The organism is Mycobacterium sp. (assembly GCF_049281135.1).
GTDB lineage: Bacteria > Actinomycetota > Actinomycetes > Mycobacteriales > Mycobacteriaceae > Mycobacterium.
On record NZ_JBAPRN010000068.1, the window covers coordinates 1 to 19,584 of the forward strand.

A 19,584-nucleotide genomic window follows, 5' to 3' on the forward strand; every position below is an offset into this window, starting at 1 on the left:
CCCAGCGCCCCTGCGACGCTTTGCAGCATCTGCGGCGCCTGCGCGGCGGTGCCGACGAGTTGCTGGCTGATGTCGGGGGTGGGCACCGGCGCCGGGTCGGCATGGGCTGTGCCCATCAAGCCGCCCACGAGCAACGCTGCAGATGAGCCGGCCACCACGGCGGCGGCGCGGAACAAGGTCCGAATAGTTGACATGACTCTCCCTGAATCTCGATGACAAGTCCTCGGCGCCGACGATCCGCCTGATGTAGAAGTGGCTCAAGTGACACGTGTGGCATTTATGCGACCGTTACGGAATCGAGCGGCGGCGGTGACCGAGCGAGCTCCTGACGGGAATCGCGGAGGCTGGTGGGCCCGGCGATAGAGTCGTGCAGATAGACACCACCCCGGCCGCTCCGGCGGCTATCACCAACCGCCGGCGCCTGATCTCAATGGACGCGATCGGGCCGGTGCTTCTGGTCGTCAGCGTTGCCGCGCGGCTGGCCTGGACGTATCTGGCGCCCAACGGGGCCAACTTCGTCGACTTGCACGTCTACGTCGGCGGGGCCGCCATGATCGACCACCCGGGCAGCCTGTATCACTACGTCTACGCCGACCAGACGCCGGATTTCCCGCTGCCGTTCACCTATCCGCCGTTCGCGGCGGTGATCTTCTATCCGCTGCACCTGCTGCCGTTCGGCGTGGTCGCGTTCTGTTGGACAGTCGGGACGATCGCCGCGCTCTATGGCGTCGTCCGGGTCAGCCAGCGACTGTTGGGTGTCGCGGCCGGGGAGGGCCACCGGCTGGCGATGCTCTGGACGGGGATCGCGATCTGGCTCGAACCGCTGCGCAGCACGTTCGACTACGGGCAGATCAACGTCATCCTCGCGCTGGCCACGCTCGCGGCGGTGTTCAGCACCCGATGGTGGTTGTCAGGGTTGTTACTGGGGACCGCCGCGGGGGTGAAGCTGACGCCCGCGATCGGGGGACTGTATTTCGTCGGTGCCCGCCGGTGGGGCACGGCGGTGTTCTCTGGGCTCGTGTTCCTGGCCACCGTCGCGGTGTCAGTGTTGGTCGTCGGCGATCAAACTCGTTACTACTTCACCGATTTGATCTTCAAGACCGACCGGGTTGGACCGATTTGCACGATCTTCAATCAGTCCTGGCGGGGTGGGATCTGCCGGATCATCGGCCACGACGCCGGCTACAGCCCGGTGGTACTGATCGGGATCGCGGTAACCGCAATACTTTCCGTTCTTGCCTGGCGCGCAGTGAGTGCCCGTTCGACCGAACAGCTCGGCCCGTTGCTGATCATCGAACTGTTCGGGCTCCTGCTCTCGCCGATTTCCTGGACGCACCATTGGGTGTGGCTGGTGCCGTTGATGATCTGGTTGTTACACGGCCCGCTCTCCGACCGTCGCGGCGCACGCATTCTTGGCTGGATGTGGCTGGCGCTCACCACCATCGGCGTGCCATGGCTGCTGAGCTTCGCCCAGCCGACCATCTGGCAGAACGGCAGACCGTGGTATCAGGCCTGGGGCGGGCTGGTCTACATCGTCGCGTCGCTGGCGACGCTGGCCTGGATCGCGGCCAGCGGGAGACGGGCGACTACGCGGCAATAATCGCGTCGATGTCGCGCGCCATTGCGACATCCTTGTCGGTGATACCGCCCTCGGAATGCGTTACCAAAGCAAAAGTCACTGTCCGCCAACGGATGTCAATGTCGGGGTGGTGATCTTTTTCCTCGGCGTGTTCAGCTACCCGGCGCACCGCCTCGATGCCGGCGAGAAACTCCGGAAACTTCACCGACCGGCGCAGCGCACCGTCTTTACGTTCCCACCCGTTGAGCTCAGGCAGTGCGGCGTCTACTTGTTCGTTTGTTAACACAGCCATATTTCCGAGCGTACGTGGCTGTGAGTTCGCCCACAGGCGCCGGCGCCGGCCGCGACCCGATAGCGTCACCGGCGATGCCGAACCAGATCGTGGTCGCCGGGGCTCTGATCGCCGACGCGAGGGTGCTCGTGGCGCAGCGCATTCGACCGCCGGAGCTGGCCGGCCGTTGGGAGTTGCCCGGCGGCAAGGTTGCCGCGGGCGAGACCGAACCCGAGGCGCTGGTGCGCGAACTCGCCGAGGAACTCGGCGTCGACGTGCAGGTCGGCCCACGATTGGGCGACGACGTCGTGCTCAACCCGGTGACCACGCTGCGGGCTTATCAAGTCAGCCTGGTCCGTGGAGAGCCGCAACCGCACGACCACTCGGCGTTGCGCTGGGTGCGGGCCGGTGAGCTGCACGACGTCGACTGGGTTCCGGCCGATCGGGGCTTCCTTCCAGCCCTGAACAGCCTGCTGACCGCGGACTGAGCGCGGCCCGCTCGATTTCGCCGCAGGCACTCTGCACTGAAACAATTACCGACGTGGATTTCCGAAACGTCGCCATCGTCGCTCACGTCGATCACGGCAAGACGACACTGGTTGATGCGATGTTGCGGCAGTCCGGCGCATTGACCCATCGCGGCGACGACGCCATCGAGCGCCTCATGGACTCGGGTGACCTGGAGAAGGAAAAGGGCATCACGATCCTGGCGAAGAACACCGCCGTGCACCGAAAGCACGCGGACGGTTCGATGACCGTCATCAACGTCATCGACACGCCTGGCCACGCCGACTTCGGCGGTGAGGTGGAGCGCGGCTTGTCGATGGTCGACGGCGTGCTGCTGCTCGTCGACGCGTCCGAGGGGCCGTTGCCGCAGACCCGCTTCGTGCTGCGCAAGGCGCTGGCCGCGCACCTGCCGGTGATCTTGGTGGTGAACAAGACCGACCGGCCCGACGCTCGGATCGCCGAAGTCGTCGAGGAGAGCCACGACCTGCTGCTCGACGTCGCCTCCGACCTCGACGAGGATGCCCAGGCGGCCGCCGAGAAGGCGCTCGACCTGCCGACGCTCTACGCCTCCGGCCGTGCCGGCATCGCCAGCACCACCGAGCCCGCCAACGGCGAGAATCCCGACGGCAACAACCTGGACCCCCTGTTCGACGTGTTGCTCGAGCACATCCCCCCGCCCCAGGGCGATCCCGAGGCGCCGCTGCAGGCCCTGGTGACCAACCTGGACGCGTCGTCGTTCCTCGGTCGACTGGCCCTGATCCGGATCTACAAAGGCCGCATCAAAAAGGGCCAGCAGGTGGCCTGGATGCGCGAGGTGGACGGCCATCCGGTCATCACGAACGCCAAGATCACCGAACTGCTGGTCACCGAGGGCGTCGAGCGCACCCCCACCGACGAGGCCATCGCGGGCGACATCGTGGCTGTGGCGGGCATCCCCGAGATCATGATCGGCGACACACTCGCGGACGCGGATCACGCCCACGCGTTGCCGCGCATCACCGTCGACGAACCCGCCATCTCAGTGACCATCGGCACCAACACGTCGCCGCTGGCGGGCAAGGTGTCCGGACACAAGCTCACCGCACGCATGGTCAAGTCGCGGCTGGACTCCGAACTCGTCGGCAACGTGTCGATCAAGGTCGTCGACATCGATCGCCCCGACGCCTGGGAGGTCCAGGGCCGCGGCGAGCTGGCGCTGGCCGTGCTCGTCGAGCAGATGCGCCGCGAGGGCTTCGAGCTGACCGTCGGTAAGCCGCAGGTGGTCACGCAGACCGTCGACGGCAAGCTGCACGAGCCGTTCGAGGCGATGACCATCGACTGCCCCGATGAGTTCGTCGGCGCGATCACGCAGCTGATGGCCGCCCGCAAGGGCCGCATGGAGGAAATGACCAACCACGCCGCCGGATGGGTGCGGATGGACTTCATCGTGCCCAGCCGCGGCCTGATCGGGTTCCGCACCGACTTCCTGACACTGACCCGAGGCACCGGCATCGCCAACGCCGTGTTCGACGGCTACCGGCCGTGGGCGGGCGAGATCCGCGCCCGGCACACGGGTTCACTGGTGTCGGACCGCAGCGGGTCGATCACTCCGTTCGCCATGATCCAGTTGGGCGATCGCGGGCAGTTCTTCGTCGAGCCCGGCGAAGACACCTACGAGGGCCAGGTGGTGGGAATCAACCCCCGCGCCGAGGACCTCGACGTCAACGTGACGCGCGAGAAGAAGCTCACGAACATGCGCTCGTCGACGGCCGACGTCATGGAAACCCTTGCCCGGCCGCTGGAACTCGGCCTCGAACAGGCCATGGAGTTCTGTGCCGAGGACGAGTGTGTGGAGGTGACGCCCGAGGTGGTCCGGGTGCGCAAGCTCGAGCTCACCGCGACGCTGCGGGCACGGGCGAAGGCGCGGGCGAAGGCGCGCGGCTAGCTGCCGGATGCGCGTCGCCGAACAGACGGGCACCGATACCCTGTTGGGCGTGCCGAAACGAGCCCGCCGGGTCTACGCGACCACCGGCGTGCTGGTTTCGTTGCTGGCGTTCGCCGGCTGCACCGTCAGTCCGCCGCCGGCGCCGCAGAGCACCGAGACCAAACGCAGCACGGCTCCGCCACCGCAGCGCAAGACGCAGATCATCATGGGCATCGACTCGATCGGCGCCGGCTTCAACCCGCATCTGCTCTCCGATCTGTCCGCGGTGAACGCCGCAATCAGTGCGCTGGTGCTGCCCAGCGCATTTCGTCCCGTGCCCGATCCGGCCACGCCGACGGGATCCCGGTGGGAGATGGATCCGACGCTGCTGGTGTCCGCCGAGGTGACCGGGGAAAACCCGTTCACGATCACCTACAAGATCCGGCCGGAGGCGCAGTGGACCGACAACGCCCCGATCGCCGCCGACGACTTCTGGTATCTGTGGCGACAGATGGTCGGGCATCCCGGGGTGGTCGACCCGGCCGGTTATGACCGGATCACCGGCGTGCAGTCGATCGACGGCGGTAAGCAGGCCGTCGTCACCTTCGCCCGGCCCTACCCAGCGTGGCGCGAGTTGTTCAGCAACATCCTTCCGGCGCACATCGTCAAGGACGTGCCGGGCGGCTTCCCGGCGGGGCTGGCGCGCGCCATGCCGGTCACCGGTGGACAGTTCCGGGTGGAGTCCATCGACCCGCAGCGCGACGAGATCCTGCTTGCCCGTAACGACCGGTACTGGGGACCGCCGGCCAAGCCGGACATGATCCTGTTCCGCCGGGCCGGGGCGCCCGCCGCGCTGGCCGACTCGGTCCGCAACGGCGATACCCAGGTGGCCCAAGTGCACGGTGGCTCAGCGGTTTTCGCGCAGCTGTCGGCGATCCCGGACGTGCGAACCGCCCGCATCATGACGCCCCGGGTCATGCAGCTGACGCTGCGCGCCAACGAGGCCAAGCTGGCCGACGCACAGGTGCGCAAGGCAATCTTCGGACTACTCGACGTCGACCTGCTCGCCGCCGTGGGTGCGGGCAGCGACAACACTGTCACCTTGGACCAGGCGCAGATCCGTTCGCCCAGCGATCCGGGCTACGTGCCGACGGCGCCTCCGCTGCTGACCCGGACGGCGTCGTTGGGATTACTGGAAGCGGCCGGCTACCAGATCGACAACGACACCTCGACTCCGGAGATCACCCGCGGGCACGTCAGCAAGGACGGCAAGCAACTGTCGCTGGTCCTCGGCGTGGCGGTCAACGATCCTACGGCTGTGGCCGTGGCCAACACCGCCGCCGACCAGTTGCGCAATGTCGGCATCGCAGCGACCGTGCTGGCGCTTGACCCGGTGGCGATGTACCGCGATGCGCTGGTCAACGACCGGGTGGACGCGTTGGTGGGCTGGCGCGAGGCCGGCGGAGACTTGGCGACGCAGCTGGCTTCCCGCTACAGCTGCCCGGCGCTGGAGGCGACCACGGTATCGACTGCCACGGCACCGACGTCGGCGCACGGCTCATCGGCGCCGGCCAAACCCGCTCCACCCACCACTCCGACGGCGACGACCTCGACACCGGGTGCTCATGGGCAGGAGTCCGGCGCGTTGGTGCAGGCGCCGTCGAACTTGACCGGCATCTGTGACCACAGCATCCAGTCGGACATCGACGCCGCGCTGAACGGGACCAAGGACATCGGCGATGTGGTCAACGCCGTGGAGCCGCGACTGTGGGATATGTCCACGGTGCTGCCGATTCTGCAGGACACCACAATCGTCGGCGCGGGCCCGAGTGTGCAGAACGTCAGCCTTTCCGGCGCGGTGCCGGTCGGCATCGTCGGCGATGCCGGACAGTGGGTCAAGAACGCTCAGTGACCGTCCATCGGTAACGATTCGATATCTGTTGGACCAATGCCAGTAAATCGCCGTCCTTAAGGTTTGCCTCAGGTACCGTTCGGGGGACCGGTGCAGGAACAAGCCGGGGGTTGCGCCCACCCAGACGTCAAGTGCGGACCGACCAGGGGGCGGCCCGCCCTTGGTTCTCTCCCGGCTGGGCCTCGGTGCGTCAATAGCCTGAAATCTATTGTGCTGCAATGAAATAGTGGCTAAGTCAGGTGTGGGACGACAGTGTCGACGATCTGCGCGAGTTGACGCTTGTTGGGTGGGGCGCCGGTCAGCAACAGCTGCTGATTGATCATTGCGGTGCCGGCTCGCGCGGTATACGGCGTCAGCACGGCCGCGTCGATCTCGCCGTTGGCCGCGCCGGCCTGCAGGACCGATTCGATCATCCGCAATCGGGGTCCGACGACGGCGTCGGCGAAGATTGCGCGCAACTCCGGCTCGTGTAAAAGCTGCTGCATGATGAACAGCCCGGGGAAAGCGGTCTTACCCGCGACGAGATCGCAGTGTGCACTGAAAATGGCCAGCAGATTGTCTCGCGCCGATCGGTCCCCGCGCGGCTCCGGCAACGGCGGTAGTGCGTAGAGCAACGCCGCCTGAACCAAATCGTGCTTGCTGGACCACCGCCGGTACAACGCAGCTTTACCGGTGCGTGCCTGCGCGGCGATGCCTTCCATGGTCAGTCCGCCGTAACCGACGGCAGCCAATTCGGCCAGCGTCGCGTCGTACAGGGCGTCTTCGAGTTGCTTGCCCCGGCGGCGGGTGCGGATCGTTGCCGTCTGCTCTACCATCCGATGATAGTAGTCGTTAACGTATATTCACCGGAGCTGGGCTTTGCCGAGTTGCTGACTATCGCTGCGGCCCAGTGGTTTAGGCCACCAAATCCTTTGCCGCACAGCGCAACGGTAGGGTCATCCCATGCAGGAGACTCCCCGGCTGTTGTTCGTGCATGCCCATCCCGATGACGAGACCATCACCAATGGCGTCACCATCGCCCACTATGTGGGTCGTGGCGCACAGGTGCAGGTCGTCACGTGCACGCTGGGCGAGGAGGGCGAGGTGATCGGCGACCAATGGGCGCAGCTGGCCGTTGACCACGCCGACCAACTCGGCGGCTACCGCATCGGCGAACTGACCGCCGCACTGCGCGCCTTGGGCGTCAGCGGCCCGACATACCTCGGTGGCCCTGGCCGGTGGCGTGATTCGGGGATGGTCGGCGCCGAGGCACGCAGCCGCCAGCGGTTCGCCGACGCCGACCAGCACGAGGCCGTCGGCGCGCTGGTCGCCATCATCCGCGAGCTGCGCCCGCACGTCGTGGTGACCTACGACCCCAACGGCGGCTACGGCCATCCCGACCACATTCAAACTCACCTCGTCACCACCGCGGCGGTGGCCGCGGCCGGTACCGACGATTACCCGGGCACGCCGTGGTCGGTGTCCAAGTTTTATTGGACGGTCGTCGCCCGCAGCGCATTCACGGCGGGGTGGGAAGCCCTCGGCCCCGGCGATTTACGCGACGAATGGGTAATTCCGCCGGCCGACGGCGAATTCGGCGAACTCGGCTTCGGCGACGACGAGATCGACGCCGTGATCGACGACCCGGACGCCTTGCCGGCCAAGACGGCGGCCCTGCTTGCGCACGCCACGCAGCTCACCGTCGGACCCACCGGCAAGGCGCTGGCGCTGTCGAACAACCTGGCCCTGCCGATCGTCGCGCAGGAGCACTACATTTTGGCCGCCGGCGACGCCGGCGATCGCGACGAGCGCGGTTGGGAGACCGATCTGCTTGCGGGAGTCGACCTCGCCACGTCCGCTACGCGGTAGGCTGCCGGCATGGACCCGGATCTGGACTATAACCAGCAGCACTGGCAGGACCGGCTGGACAACTTCCAGTGGACTGTCATGTCCATCGTTTCACAGTTGGACAGCGTCCCGACCTGAGCGCTACCGCGTCGCGTCTCCGCAAGATTGACGACACCGGTGCGACGAGTCCTGCCTTCCGAAGGGTCGTTTTGACGTTATTGGCGGTCGACGGTGCGATTTCGGCAGTTGGCGGCGCACTGCTGTTGCCCAGCTATATCGGTTCGATCCCGTTTCCCGTCAGCGCATTCATCAGCGGACTGCTCAACGCCGCGCTGGTCTGGGCCGCGGGACGTTGGACCCCGTCGGCACGGGTGGCCGCGCTGCCGCTGTGGACCTGGTTGCTGACACTGCTCCTGATGTACCTGCCCGGTCCGGGCGGCGACGTTATCCTCGGCGGCCGAGGCGTTATGGCCTACAGTCCGTTACTGCTGCTCGCGATGGGTATAGTGCCGCCGTTGGTGGTGCTGTACCGGTGCTGGCCGACCCGCTGAGGGCAGGCACCCCCTAGCGCACAGCTGGAGGCTACTGTTGTCGCTCATGGCACGCGTCGGATCGCAGATAGTTGGGACGTGCGGATGAAATTTGGATGGCCGGAAGTTACACAGACGTGCCGTTGACTCCGGGCGAAGAGCCGAGCCTGCTATTCAGCCCGTCGGTGCCTCCTCGTGCCAGCGCATCTGCGCTGCGGCGGGTGTTACGGCGTGCCCGCGACGGCGTGGCGCTGAACGTCGACGAGGCGGCGGTCGCGATGACCGCACGCGGCGAGGATCTGGCCGACCTATGTCGCAGCGCCGCCCAGGTACGCGACGCTGGTCTGGAATCGGCCGGACGCCGTGGCGCAACTGGACGGCTACCGGTCAGCTACTCACGCAAGGTGTTCATCCCGCTGACGCATCTGTGCCGCGACTCATGCAACTACTGCACGTTCGTCACCGTGCCCGGCAAGCTCCGCGCCGCGGGCACCGGGATGTATCTGGAGCCCGACGAGATTCTGGACATCGCCCGTCGCGGTGCTGAACTTGGCTGCAAGGAAGCATTATTCACCCTCGGCGATCGGCCCGAAGATCGGTGGCCGGAGGCCCGCGAATGGCTGGACGAACGCGGCTATGACTCCACGCTGTCTTATCTGCGGGCGATGGCGATCCGGGTGCTGGAGGAAACCGGTCTGCTGCCGCATTTGAACCCCGGGGTGATGAGCTGGTCGGAGCTCTCGCGGTTGAAGCCAGTGGCGCCGTCGATGGGCATGATGCTGGAGACCACGTCTCGGCGGCTGTTTGAGACCAAAGGCCTTGCGCACTACGGTAGCCCGGACAAAGACCCTGAGGTCCGGCTGCGCACGCTGACCGATGCGGGCCGGCTGTCCATTCCGTTCACCACCGGCCTGCTGGTGGGCATCGGCGAGACGCTGATCGAGCGTGCCGAAACTCTGCACGCGATTCGCAAGTCGCACAAGGCGTTCGGTCACGTCCAGGAAGTCATCGTGCAGAACTTCCGGGCCAAGCAGCACACCGCGATGGCCGCAACACCGGACGCCGACATCGACGAATTCCTGGCCACTGTCGCGGTTTCGCGGTTGGTCCTCGGACCGGCGATGCGCATCCAAGCACCGCCGAACCTGGTCTCGGCGCAGGAATGTCTGGCGTTGATCGCCGCCGGAGTCGACGACTGGGGCGGCGTCTCGCCGCTCACGCCCGACCATGTGAACCCCGAGCGGCCGTGGCCCGCCCTCGACGATCTCGCGGCCGTCACCGCCGAAGCGGGATACGACTTGGTGGAACGGCTGACCGCGCAGCCCAAGTACGTGCAGGCGGGAGCGGCCTGGATCGACCCGCGGGTGAGCGGGCACGTCGCCGCGCTGGCGGATCCGGCCACCGGACTTGCCCTCGATGTGAAGCCGGTGGGCATGCCGTGGCAGGAGCCCGACGAGGTGGCATCGTCCGGCCGGGTGGATCTGAACGCCGCGATCGACACCGAGGGCCGCCTGACCGAGACTCGCAGCGATCTGGACAGCGCCTTTGGTGACTGGGAGTCGATTCGCGCGCAGGTGCACGACTTGGCGGCCCGCGCACCGGAGCGCATCGACACCGACGTGCTCGCCGCACTGCGCTCGGCCGAACGTCACCCGGGCAGCTGTACCGACGCGGAGTATCTCGCGTTGGCCACCGCCGACGGACCGGCGCTGGATGCCGTTACCGCGCTGGCGGATTCGCTGCGCCGCGACGTGGTCGGTGACGACGTCACTTTTGTGGTGAACCGCAACATCAACTTCACCAATATCTGCTACACCGGCTGCCGGTTCTGCGCCTTCGCGCAGCGCAAGAACGACGCCGACGCCTACTCACTGTCGTCGGACGAGGTCGCCCAACGGGCGTGGGAAGCGCATGTCGCCGGTGCCACCGAAGTCTGCATGCAGGGTGGTATCGACCCCGAGTTGCCGGTCACCGGTTACGCCGACTTGGTTCGCGCGGTCAAGGCGCGGGTGCCGTCGATGCATGTGCACGCCTTTTCGCCGATGGAGATCGCCAACGGCGTGACCAAGAGCGGCTTGAGTATTCGCGAGTGGCTGACCAGCCTGCGCGAAGCGGGCCTGGACACCATCCCCGGTACGGCCGCGGAGATTCTCGACGACGAAGTCCGCTGGGTGCTCACTAAGGGCAAGTTGCCCACCTCGATGTGGATCGAGGTGGTGACGACCGCGCACGAGGTGGGTCTGCGGTCATCGTCGACGATGATGTACGGCCACGTCGACGAGCCGCGGCATTGGGTCGGCCACCTCAACGTGTTGCGTGACATCCAAGACCGCACCGGCGGCTTCACCGAGTTCGTCCCGCTGCCGTTCGTCCATCAGAACTCGCCGCTGTACCTCGCCGGTGCCTCGCGGCCGGGACCCACCCACCGTGACAATCGCGCTGTGCATGCGTTGGGGCGGATCATGTTGCATGGCCGGATTTCTCAAATCCAGACCAGCTGGGTCAAGCTCGGCATCGAGCGCACTCAGGTGATGCTCAACGGCGGTGCCAACGATCTGGGCGGCACGTTGATGGAGGAGACCATCTCGCGGATGGCCGGCTCCGAATTCGGCTCCGCCAAAACCGCCTCGGAGTTGATGGCGATCGCCGAGGGCATCGGCCGTCCGGCTCGCCAGCGCACCACCGACTACAACCCGCTTGCCGCGTAGTCGTCGGTGCCACGTCGAGCGTGACGGTAGTTTCACGTTCGGCGCCCAGCGTGACCACAGCTTCACGTTCGGCGCAATGCCCTACAGCCGGGCCGCGAGCTCGGTGCCCTGCTTGATGGCACGCTTGGCGTCCAGCTCGGCCGCGATTGCGGCGCCGCCGATCACGTGCGGGTTGATACCGCCGCGGCGCAGCTCATCTTCCAGCTCGCGAACCGGCTCCTGACCGGCGCAGACCACGATGTTGTCCACCTCGAGCAGCTGCGCTCGAACGCGCTTCGGGCCGAAGCTGATGTGTAGCCCCTCGTCGGTCACCCGCTCGTAGTTGACTCCGGAAAGCTGATGGACGCCTTTGGCTTTCAGCGAAGCCCGGTGTACCCATCCGCTGGTCTTGCCCAACCGCTTTCCCTGGACCCCGTTCGAGCGCTGTAGCAGGTAGACCTCGCGGGCCGGTGGCGCCGGAATCGGCGTGATCAGTGCACCCGGTGCCTCCCAGGGATCGGCCACACCCCATTCGGCCTTCCAGTTTTTCAGGCTTTGCGGTTCATGCGTTGGCGAGGGGTCGGTGACCAGGAACTCGCTGACGTCGAAACCGATGCCGCCGGCTCCGATCACGGCGACGCTGTTGCCGACCGGCCTGACCCCGGTGATGGCCTCGGCATAGGTCAGCACCATCGGATGATCGATTCCGGGGATGTTCGGAATTCGTGGCGCCACGCCGGTGGCCAGCACCACATGGTCATAACCGGCCAGTTCGGTGGCCGACGCTCGAGTGCCCAGCCGCACTACCACACCGTGAGTTGTCAGCATCGTCGTGAAATACCGGATGGTTTCGTTGAATTCCTCTTTACCCGGGATGCGGCGTGCCATGTCGAACTGGCCGCCGATGTAGTCGTTGGCCTCGAACAGCGTGACGTGGTGGCCGCGGGCGGCGGCGTTCACCGCGGCGGCCAGTCCGGCCGGGCCGGCCCCGACAACTGCGATCGAGCGTGCCCGCCGGGTCGGCGACAGCACCAGTTGCGTCTCGCGGCCGGCTCGCGGGTTGAGCAGACACGAGACCGTCTTCTTCACGAAAGCGTGATCCAGGCAGGCCTGATTGCAGGCGATGCAGGTGTTGATCTCGTCGTCGCGGGCGGCCTGGGCCTTGAGCACCCACTCCGGGTCCGCTAGCAGGGGCCGCGCCATGGAGATCAGCTGCACGTGGGTGTCGGCCAGGATCTGTTCGGCCGCCTGTGGCATGTTGATGCGATTGGACGCCGCTACCGGGATGTTGACGTGGCCTGCGACGGCATGGCTGATGTCGACGAAGGCGTTGTTGGGCACCGACGTGACGATGGTGGGTACCCGCGCCTCGTGCCAGCCGAAGCCGGAGTTGATCATCGTGGCGCCGGCGGCTTCGACTTCGGTTGCCAGCGTGAGGATGTCGTCCCAGCTCTGACCACCCTCGACGAAGTCGGCCATCGACATCCGGTAGCAGATGATGAAATCGGATCCTGCTGCCGCGCGTGCGTGTCGGACGATCTCGACCGGGAATCGGTGGCGCTTCTCCGCGCTGCCGCCCCACCGGTCGTTGCGCTTGTTGGTTCGCGGCGCCAAGAACTGGTTGATCAAATACCCTTCGCTGCCCATGATTTCGACGCCGTCATAACCCGCATTGCGGGCCAGCTCCGTGCAGCGGGCGAAGTCGTCGATCGTGCTCTGCACACCGCTCGACGAAAGCCGGCGCGGACGAAACGGGTTGATCGGCGCCTTGATCGACGACGCGCTGACCGAAAGCGGATGGTAGGCGTACCGTCCGGCGTGCAGGATCTGCAGCAAGATCTTGCCGCCCGCGTCGTGCACCGCGCTGGTGATGCGGCGGTGTCGGCCTACCTGCCCGGACGAGGTCAGGTCGGAGGCGAACGGCAGCAGCCAGCCGGTTCGGTTGGGCGCGTAGCCGCCGGTGATGATCAGGCCGACGCCACCGTGTGCGCGTTCGGCGAAATACTCGGCGAGCCGGTCGGTGTGACGGGCGCGGTCCTCCAGGCCGGTATGCATCGAGCCCATGATCACCCGATTGCGCAGCGTCGTGAATCCGAGATCCAACGGGGACAACAGGTTTGGATAGTTCATAGGTTCTCCTGCGTCATGTTCTCCAGCCCGCTGGCCACTTCGTCGAGCCAGTCGACGGTGCTTTCTTCGGCCCGGATTCCCCCGCGCAGCACGAGATACTGATGTAATGCGTTGCCGCGCAACGCTGTCGGATCGGGGAACTGCTTCTTCTCGAAGCCGCGGTAGGTATCCAGCAGTTCGGCCCGTTCGGCGCGCAGGGCGGCGACCTGCGCGTGCAGCGCGGTGGTGTCGCCGTAGGCAACGCCGCGCAACTTGACGGCCACTTCACGAGTGCGGTTGTCGCTGAGCGCACCACCGCGCCCGGACCGTGGCCGCAGCGGCGCCGCGATCCAGCGCGCCAATTCGACCCGCCCGGCATCGGACACGGTGTAGACCTTCTTGTCCGGCCGCCCGCGCTGCGCGACCACGGTCGCCGACACCCAGCCGTCGTCTTCCATCGTCCGCAGGGTGCGGTAGATCTGCTGGTGCGTGGCGCTCCAGAAGTAACCGATCGAGCGATCGAACCGGTGTGTCAGCTCGTAGCCGGAGCCGGACTGTTCGCACAGCGACACCAGGATCGCGTGGGGGAGTGCCACCGGCGCAGCATAAGAACACCGGACCCGCTATGCAACTAGTTGCACTGCAGCGACGCGCATGATGGCCTGGTGCTTGCGGTGTATATGCAACGTCTAGTATCAGTAACCAAGACATCGTCATCGCCGGGAAGTTGCCTAAACCAATTGGCCGAGCACCATTGGGCTCAGCACCTACCGGCTCAGTTAAACAGCCAGCTGGAGACCGTGAGGAGACCTTCGTGACGTACACGATCGCCGAACCCTGCGTCGACCTCAAGGACAAGGCCTGTATCGAGGAATGTCCGGTCGACTGCATTTACGAGGGCACTCGGATGCTGTACATACACCCCGACGAATGCGTCGACTGCGGCGCCTGCGAGCCGGTCTGCCCGGTCGAGGCGATCTACTACGAAGACGACGTCCCTGAGCAGTGGGGCCAGTACACGCAGATCAACGCGGATTTCTTTGCTGAACTCGGATCGCCCGGTGGCGCGGCCAAGGTCGGCATGACCGAGAACGACCCACAGGTCGTCAAGGATCTGCCGCCGCAAGCCCACGACGACTGAGCCGCCTGGTGAACCGCCGAGCGGCGTCAGCCGTCTCGGAATTGTTGCCGGAGTTCCCCTGGGACACGCTGGCCGACGCGACCGCGCTGGCCAAGTCGCACCCGGACGGCATCGTCGACCTGTCGGTCGGCACGCCGGTCGACCCGGTCGCGCCGGTAATCCGTGACGCGCTGGCCTCGGCCAGCGCCGAACCGGGATACCCCACCACCGCGGGCACACCGGAGCTGCGCGAGTCGGCGGTCGCCGCGCTGAGCCGCCGTTACGGCATCACCGGGTTGACCGGGTCGGCCGTGCTACCGGTTATCGGCACCAAAGAACTGATCGCCTGGCTGCCGACTCTGCTCGGCCTTGGCGCCGAGGATTCGGTCGTGGTGCCCGAGCTGGCCTATCCGACGTATGACGTCGGCGCGCGGCTGGCCGGTGCGCAGGTGCTCGTTGCCGATTCGCTCACCCAGCTCGGTCCCCAGGCGCCGGCCCTGTTGTACGTGAACTCGCCGAGCAACCCGACCGGTCAGGTGCTGGGGGTCGATCATCTGCGCAAGCTGGTCGGCTGGGCCCGGGAGCGCGGTGTGGTGGTCGCCTCCGACGAGTGCTACCTGGGCCTGGGCTGGGACGCGCAACCCCTGTCGGTTCTGCATCCGTCGGTCTGCGACGGCGACCACACCGGTCTGCTCGCGGTGCATTCGTTGTCCAAGAGTTCCTCGCTGGCCGGTTACCGGGCCGGTTTCGTCGCCGGCGACGCCGCCGTGATCGCTGAGCTGCTGGCGGTGCGCAAACACGCCGGGATGATGGTGCCGCGACCCGTGCAGGCGGCCATGGTCGCCGCCCTGGACGACGACGCCCACGAGCGTGAGCAACGCGAGCGCTACCGACAGCGCCGCGATGTGCTGCTGGCGGCGTTCCGCTCGGCCGGCTTCACCGTCGACTATTCCGACGCCGGCCTGTATCTCTGGGTCACCCGCGGCGAGCCGTGCCGCGACACCGTCGGCTGGCTGGCTCAGCGTGGCATTCTGGCGGCACCCGGTGAGTTCTACGGCACGCGCGGCGCCCAGCACGTTCGGGTGGCGTTGACGGCCACCGACGAGCGCATCGCCGCCGCCGTCGACCGTTTGGGGGAATAGGAGCGACGGCCATGACCGCCGGCGACGATGCAGAACGTAGCGATGAGGAGGAGCGGCGCCGATGACCCAGTACGAAGCGGAGGCGGTCGACCGGCTGCCGTTCAGCACGCCCGAAAAGTCGGAGCGCTACCGCACCGAGAACTACCGGGGAGCCGTCGGCCTCAACTGGTATCGCACCGACCCCACCCTGCAGCTGACGATGGCCTACTACCTGCAGCCTGGTGAGCTGGCCGTCGTCGAACCGCACCTCAATGCCATCGGTGAGTTGATGGGCGGTCCGGTGGCCCGGTGGGCCGAGCAGACCGACCGCAACCCGGCCCACCTGGAACGCTACGACCGCTGGGGCCACGACATCGGCCAAGTGGTCCAGCCGACGTCGTTCATCGAATCCAAACGGGCGGTGTTGAATGCGCAGCAGGCGCTCAAAGACGCCGCGCGGCAGGCCGGCATCTCGCCGTCGCTGCCGATGTTCGCGGCCAACTATCTGCTCGATCAGGCCGACATCGGGATGGGCTGTGCTCTGGGAACGGGCGGCGGCATGGTCAAGTCGCTGGTGGCGGCGTATGCGCCCGAAGACGTGCGCGAGCATGTCCTCGCCCGATTCGCCAGCGGGGAGTGGGAAGGCGAGACCGCTCAGCTCCTCACCGAGCGGGCCGGCGGCTCCGATCTCGGAGCGCTGGAGACCACGGCGACCCGGCACGGAGACGCCTGGCTGCTCAACGGTTTCAAGTGGTTTGCCTCTAACTGCGACGGCCAGGTTTTCATCGTGCTGGCCAAGCCCGAGGGTGCCCCGGACTCCAGCCGCGGCGCGGCGAGCTTCCTGGTGCTGCGAACCCGCCGCGACGGTACCCCCAACGGCATTCGCATCCGGCGACTGAAAGACAAGCTGGGCACCCGCTCGGTGGCCTCCGGCGAGGTGGAGCTGGTCGACGCGGAGGCCTTCCTGCTGTCCGGCCAGCCCAATACCGATCAGCCCGGCACCGACGCGCAGCCCTCGGACGGCAAAGGTCTGGGTCGGATGATGGAGCTGACCAACGCGGCCCGTCTCGGAATCGCCCTGTTCGCCCTGGGCAACGCGCGGCGGGCCCTGGTCGAATCGCTGTGTTACGCCCGGCAGCGCCGCGCGTTCGGCGACCGCCTGATCGACAAACCGTTGATGCGCCGCAAACTCGCCGAAATGATCGTCGACGTCGAAGCCGCCCAGGCGCTGGTGTTCGACAGCGTGGGCCTGGCCAACCACCACCAGCCCAGACGGGTGCGACAGCGCATTGCCGTGCCGGTCACCAAGCTCAAGGTGTGCCGGCTCGGCATCACCATGGCCTCCGACGCGATCGAGATCCACGGCGGCAACGGCTATATCGAAACATGGCCGGTGGCAAGGCTTTTGCGCGACGCTCAGGTCAACACCATCTGGGAGGGCGCCGACAACATCCTGTGCCTGGACGTGCGGCGGGGGATCGAGCGCATCGGCGCCCACCAACCGCTGCTGGAGCGACTGCATGACGCGATCTCGGTGTCCGACGACACTGAAGCCACGACACGGCTGGTGCGCCGCCGCATCGAGGATCTCGAAGCGGCGATCACCGCTTGGACCAAATTGCCCGCCGACGTTGCCGAGGCGCGGCTGTTTCCGCTGGCCCAATTCATCGGAGATGCGTACGCCGGCGCTCTGCTGACCGAGCAGGCCGCCTGGGAGCGCACCACCCGCGGCACGGACCGCCAGTCCCTCGTTGCCCGGCTGTACGCGCGGCGCTACCTGGCCGAGCCGGGTCCGCTTCGCGGTATCGACGACGAGGCCGATGAAGGACTCGAACGGTTCGACGAACTTGCCGATGGAGCGCTGACCGCGGATTATCCACAGCGTCCGGGCCGCACGGTTTGATAACGAGTGCCGCAACCCGTCAAGATTCCGTAAAGAAGGTTTCGAGAGTGCTGTGGGCGCCGGTCCCAGCGCGCGTTTCCCGGCCGTTAACCGTAGGCTTTGGCCGGGATCCGTCTCGATCTCGTAAAAATACCCAGGATTTGCGTAAGGAATTTGTATGTCACAGCTGGCCGGCGAGCTATCGATGTCGCCGTCGTTCGCGGACCGATGTAAGCGGGTCTTCCTCGGACGCCCGATGATCAACGACCAGCTCCAGCACGAGCGCCTGTCGAACCCTATTGCGCTCGGCGTGCTTTCTCCCGATGCGATCTCCTCGACCGCGTACGGATCCGAACAGATCATGATCGAACCGCTGCCGGCCGCCGGGTTGGCCGCGTTCGCCTTATTACTCCCGATTACCGGCGTCATCCTGGTGATCTTGGTGTTGGTCGCGGCGTCCTATCGCCAGGTGGTTATGGCCTACACCCGGGCCGGCGGTTCATACGTAGTAGCCCGGGAGAATTTCGGACCCAGAATCGCCCAGATTGCCGCGGCCTCGCTGCTGATCGACTACGTCGTGACCGTCGCGGTGCAGTGCGCGGCGGGCACGGTGGCGGTGGTGTCGGCAATACCCGTTCTTGGTCCCTACAGCCTGGAAATGACCGTGGGCATCGTGCTCGTCATGTGCTACGCGAATTTACGAGGACTACGCGAAGCCGGAGCTCCTTTTGCCATGCCGACCTACTTCTTCGTCGGCATGGTGTCGTTGACAATCGTCGTCGGAGTCATTCGGGAATTTTCCGGAGGCTTACCGCTCTACGACCCGGCGCACACCGATGGCGCCGTGCCGGTGCAACAGGGCAGCGGCTTGATCATGGGCGCAACGCTGCTCATCGTGCTGCGGGCGTTCGCTAACGGCGGCTCCTCGCTGACCGGTGTCGAGGCGATCTCCAACACGGTGAACGCCTTCCGCCCGCCGGAAAGCCGTAACGCGCGTCAAGTGCTGACGATCATGGCGTGCATCCTTGCTTTCCTACTGTCCGGCGTCGCGTGGCTCGCCCACGTCACCCACGCTTTTCCCTATGCCAGTGGCTATCCATCGATGCTGTCCGAGATCGCTCGGGCGGTGTTCGGCGACGGCGTGATCGGGAAGGTGTTGTACTTCTGCGTTCAGGCGTCGACTGCATTGATCCTCTACACCGGCGGAAACACCAGCTTCAACGGCTTTCCGGCATTGGTGAGTTTTGTCGCCGAGGACAGCTTCCTTCCGCGCCCGCTGATGAAACGTGGTCACCGGCTGGTGTTCTCCAACGGCATCATCGTGCTGACCGTGCTGGCGGTGGCGCTGTTGATCGGCACGGGCGGTTCGCTCAACGCGTTGGTGCCGTTCTATGCGATCGGGGTGTTCACCGGCTTCTCGATGGCCGGCTACGGCATGACCAAACACTGGCTCACCCACCGTGGGCCGGGTTGGCGGTACAAGCTGGCGATCAACCTATCGGCGGGCATCTTGTCGACGATCGTGGTGCTGATCTTCGCGATCGCGAAGTTCACCGAAGGCGCCTGGCTGGTCGTCGTGGTCTTCCCGATTCTCGTCTTCGCTTTGATGCGGCTCAACAGGCAGTACCGAGCCGAGGCGTCGGTGCTGGAGATGTCGGCCGCCGAACCTGCCGACCTGGCCAGCTACGACCGACACCGGGTGCTGATCTTCGTGGATTCGGTCGACCTGGCCGAGATCGAAGCGCTGCGCTACGCCAAGGGCTTGAAAGCCGATGACCTGACCGCGGTGCACTTCGTGCTGGACTCCGCGCACGCGGAGCGCCTTAACCGACGATGGCGGCACTTCGGGCAGGTCACGGAGTTGCGCACGGTCGACTGCTTCGACCGCAACCTGAGCCGTGCCTCGCAAGAGCTGGTCCGTCAGATCATCGCGGAGCACGCGGACACCAAAGTGACAGTGCTGTTACCCCGCCGGGAGTATTCCCAGCTCTTAGGCCGGCTGCTGCACGACCGGACCGCAGACATGATCGCCAAGGTGATCAGCCGGATTCCGGACGCGAGCGCCCAGATCGTGGCGTACGACATCGAGACCCGAATCGCGATGGCGAGTGCGGCCACGAACGGATCGTCGGCCGG

General features: G+C 66.2%; 14 protein-coding genes and 2 pseudogenes. 11 read left to right on the forward strand and 5 right to left on the reverse strand.

The features are described from left to right. A pseudogene (locus tag WAN02_RS02695) lies at positions 1-194 on the reverse strand (hypothetical protein); the annotation flags it as partial. A gap of 179 nt (positions 195-373) precedes the next feature. Between WAN02_RS02695 and WAN02_RS02700 the strand changes: the two are divergent. Next, a complete protein-coding gene (locus WAN02_RS02700) occupies positions 374-1,600 on the forward strand; it encodes a mannosyltransferase (protein ID WP_422262653.1) in 1,227 nt (408 codons plus the stop codon). Here the strand turns inward: WAN02_RS02700 and WAN02_RS02705 are convergent. Further along, complete coding sequence (locus WAN02_RS02705) at positions 1,587-1,871, reverse strand: 4a-hydroxytetrahydrobiopterin dehydratase (protein ID WP_422262605.1); 285 nt, start codon at positions 1,869-1,871, stop codon at positions 1,587-1,589. The two genes, WAN02_RS02700 and WAN02_RS02705, sit on opposite strands and share 14 nt — an antisense overlap. Before the next feature lie 74 nt (positions 1,872-1,945). On the opposite strand from WAN02_RS02705, the gene WAN02_RS02710 reads away from it, so the two are divergent. The 3 genes from WAN02_RS02710 to WAN02_RS02720 are packed head-to-tail and all read left to right on the forward strand — an operon-like array spanning position 1,946 to position 6,172. Continuing rightward, positions 1,946-2,338 (forward strand): (deoxy)nucleoside triphosphate pyrophosphohydrolase, encoded by a 393-nt coding sequence (locus WAN02_RS02710; protein ID WP_422262655.1) that lies wholly within the window; start codon positions 1,946-1,948, stop codon positions 2,336-2,338. 53 nt (positions 2,339-2,391) lie between these two features. Beyond that, positions 2,392-4,281 carry a translational GTPase TypA gene (gene typA, locus WAN02_RS02715; protein WP_422262607.1) on the forward strand — a complete coding sequence of 630 codons (1,890 nt, stop codon included), beginning with the start codon at positions 2,392-2,394 and terminating at the stop codon, positions 4,279-4,281. Positions 4,282-4,324: 43 nt separating this feature from the next. Then, complete coding sequence (locus WAN02_RS02720; RefSeq protein ID WP_422262657.1) at positions 4,325-6,172, forward strand: ABC transporter family substrate-binding protein; 1,848 nt, start codon at positions 4,325-4,327, stop codon at positions 6,170-6,172. Positions 6,173-6,402: 230 nt separating this feature from the next. On the opposite strand, the gene WAN02_RS02725 is transcribed toward WAN02_RS02720, so the two are convergent. Beyond that, a complete protein-coding gene (locus tag WAN02_RS02725) occupies positions 6,403-6,987 on the reverse strand; it encodes a TetR/AcrR family transcriptional regulator (RefSeq protein WP_422262609.1) in 585 nt (194 codons plus the stop codon). Between the two features lie 127 nt (positions 6,988-7,114). On the opposite strand from WAN02_RS02725, the gene mshB reads away from it, so the two are divergent. From mshB to WAN02_RS02740, 3 genes are all read left to right on the forward strand, one after another. Further along, positions 7,115-8,020: an N-acetyl-1-D-myo-inositol-2-amino-2-deoxy-alpha-D-glucopyranoside deacetylase gene (mshB, locus tag WAN02_RS02730; protein ID WP_422262611.1), complete on the forward strand. Its 906-nt coding sequence runs from the start codon at positions 7,115-7,117 to the stop codon at positions 8,018-8,020. 68 nt (positions 8,021-8,088) lie between these two features. Next, positions 8,089-8,550 carry a hypothetical protein gene (locus WAN02_RS02735; RefSeq protein WP_422262613.1) on the forward strand — a complete coding sequence of 154 codons (462 nt, stop codon included), beginning with the start codon at positions 8,089-8,091 and terminating at the stop codon, positions 8,548-8,550. Positions 8,551-8,645: 95 nt separating this feature from the next. Next, the gene (locus WAN02_RS02740; protein ID WP_422262615.1) at positions 8,646-11,237 is read left to right on the forward strand and encodes a bifunctional FO biosynthesis protein CofGH; all 2,592 of its coding nucleotides are present in this window, start codon (positions 8,646-8,648) and stop codon (positions 11,235-11,237) included. A gap of 81 nt (positions 11,238-11,318) precedes the next feature. Here the strand turns inward: WAN02_RS02740 and WAN02_RS02745 are convergent, their stop codons facing one another. Both WAN02_RS02745 and WAN02_RS02750 read right to left on the reverse strand, forming a co-directional pair. After that, entirely contained in the window at positions 11,319-13,346 is a 2,028-nt protein-coding gene (locus tag WAN02_RS02745) for an FAD-dependent oxidoreductase (protein ID WP_422262617.1), read from the reverse strand. Continuing rightward, positions 13,343-13,921 (reverse strand): PadR family transcriptional regulator, encoded by a 579-nt coding sequence (locus WAN02_RS02750; protein ID WP_422262619.1) that lies wholly within the window; start codon positions 13,919-13,921, stop codon positions 13,343-13,345. The genes WAN02_RS02745 and WAN02_RS02750 overlap by 4 nt, the downstream gene beginning before the upstream one ends. A 218-nt stretch (positions 13,922-14,139) precedes the next feature. Between WAN02_RS02750 and fdxA the strand changes: the two genes are divergently transcribed. From fdxA to WAN02_RS02770, 4 genes and pseudogenes are all read left to right on the forward strand, one after another. Then, complete coding sequence (gene fdxA / locus WAN02_RS02755; RefSeq protein WP_422262621.1) at positions 14,140-14,466, forward strand: ferredoxin; 327 nt, start codon at positions 14,140-14,142, stop codon at positions 14,464-14,466. 8 nt (positions 14,467-14,474) lie between these two features. Continuing rightward, complete coding sequence (gene dapC / locus WAN02_RS02760) at positions 14,475-15,587, forward strand: succinyldiaminopimelate transaminase (protein ID WP_422262623.1); 1,113 nt, start codon at positions 14,475-14,477, stop codon at positions 15,585-15,587. A 61-nt stretch (positions 15,588-15,648) separates the two neighbouring features. Further along, a complete protein-coding gene (locus WAN02_RS02765) occupies positions 15,649-17,469 on the forward strand; it encodes an acyl-CoA dehydrogenase family protein (protein WP_422262625.1) in 1,821 nt (606 codons plus the stop codon). 157 nt (positions 17,470-17,626) lie between these two features. Next, positions 17,627-19,555, forward strand: a pseudogene (locus tag WAN02_RS02770) (APC family permease); the annotation flags it as partial. Between the last annotated feature and the right edge of the window lie 29 nt (positions 19,556-19,584).

Bases quoted from the DNA above. Each gene is read 5' to 3' on its own strand.
- WAN02_RS02705 (WP_422262605.1), bottom strand. From the start codon at position 1,871: ATGGCTGTGTTAACAAACGAACAAGTAGACGCCGCACTGCCTGAGCTC.
- WAN02_RS02710 (WP_422262655.1), top strand. From the start codon at position 1,946: ATGCCGAACCAGATCGTGGTCGCCGGGGCTCTGATCGCCGACGCGAGG.
- WAN02_RS02725 (WP_422262609.1), bottom strand. From the start codon at position 6,987: ATGGTAGAGCAGACGGCAACGATCCGCACCCGCCGCCGGGGCAAGCAA.
- mshB (WP_422262611.1), top strand. From the start codon at position 7,115: ATGCAGGAGACTCCCCGGCTGTTGTTCGTGCATGCCCATCCCGATGAC.
- WAN02_RS02740 (WP_422262615.1), top strand. From the start codon at position 8,646: ATGGCCGGAAGTTACACAGACGTGCCGTTGACTCCGGGCGAAGAGCCG.
- WAN02_RS02745 (WP_422262617.1), bottom strand. From the start codon at position 13,346: ATGAACTATCCAAACCTGTTGTCCCCGTTGGATCTCGGATTCACGACG.
- WAN02_RS02765 (WP_422262625.1), top strand. From the start codon at position 15,649: ATGACCCAGTACGAAGCGGAGGCGGTCGACCGGCTGCCGTTCAGCACG.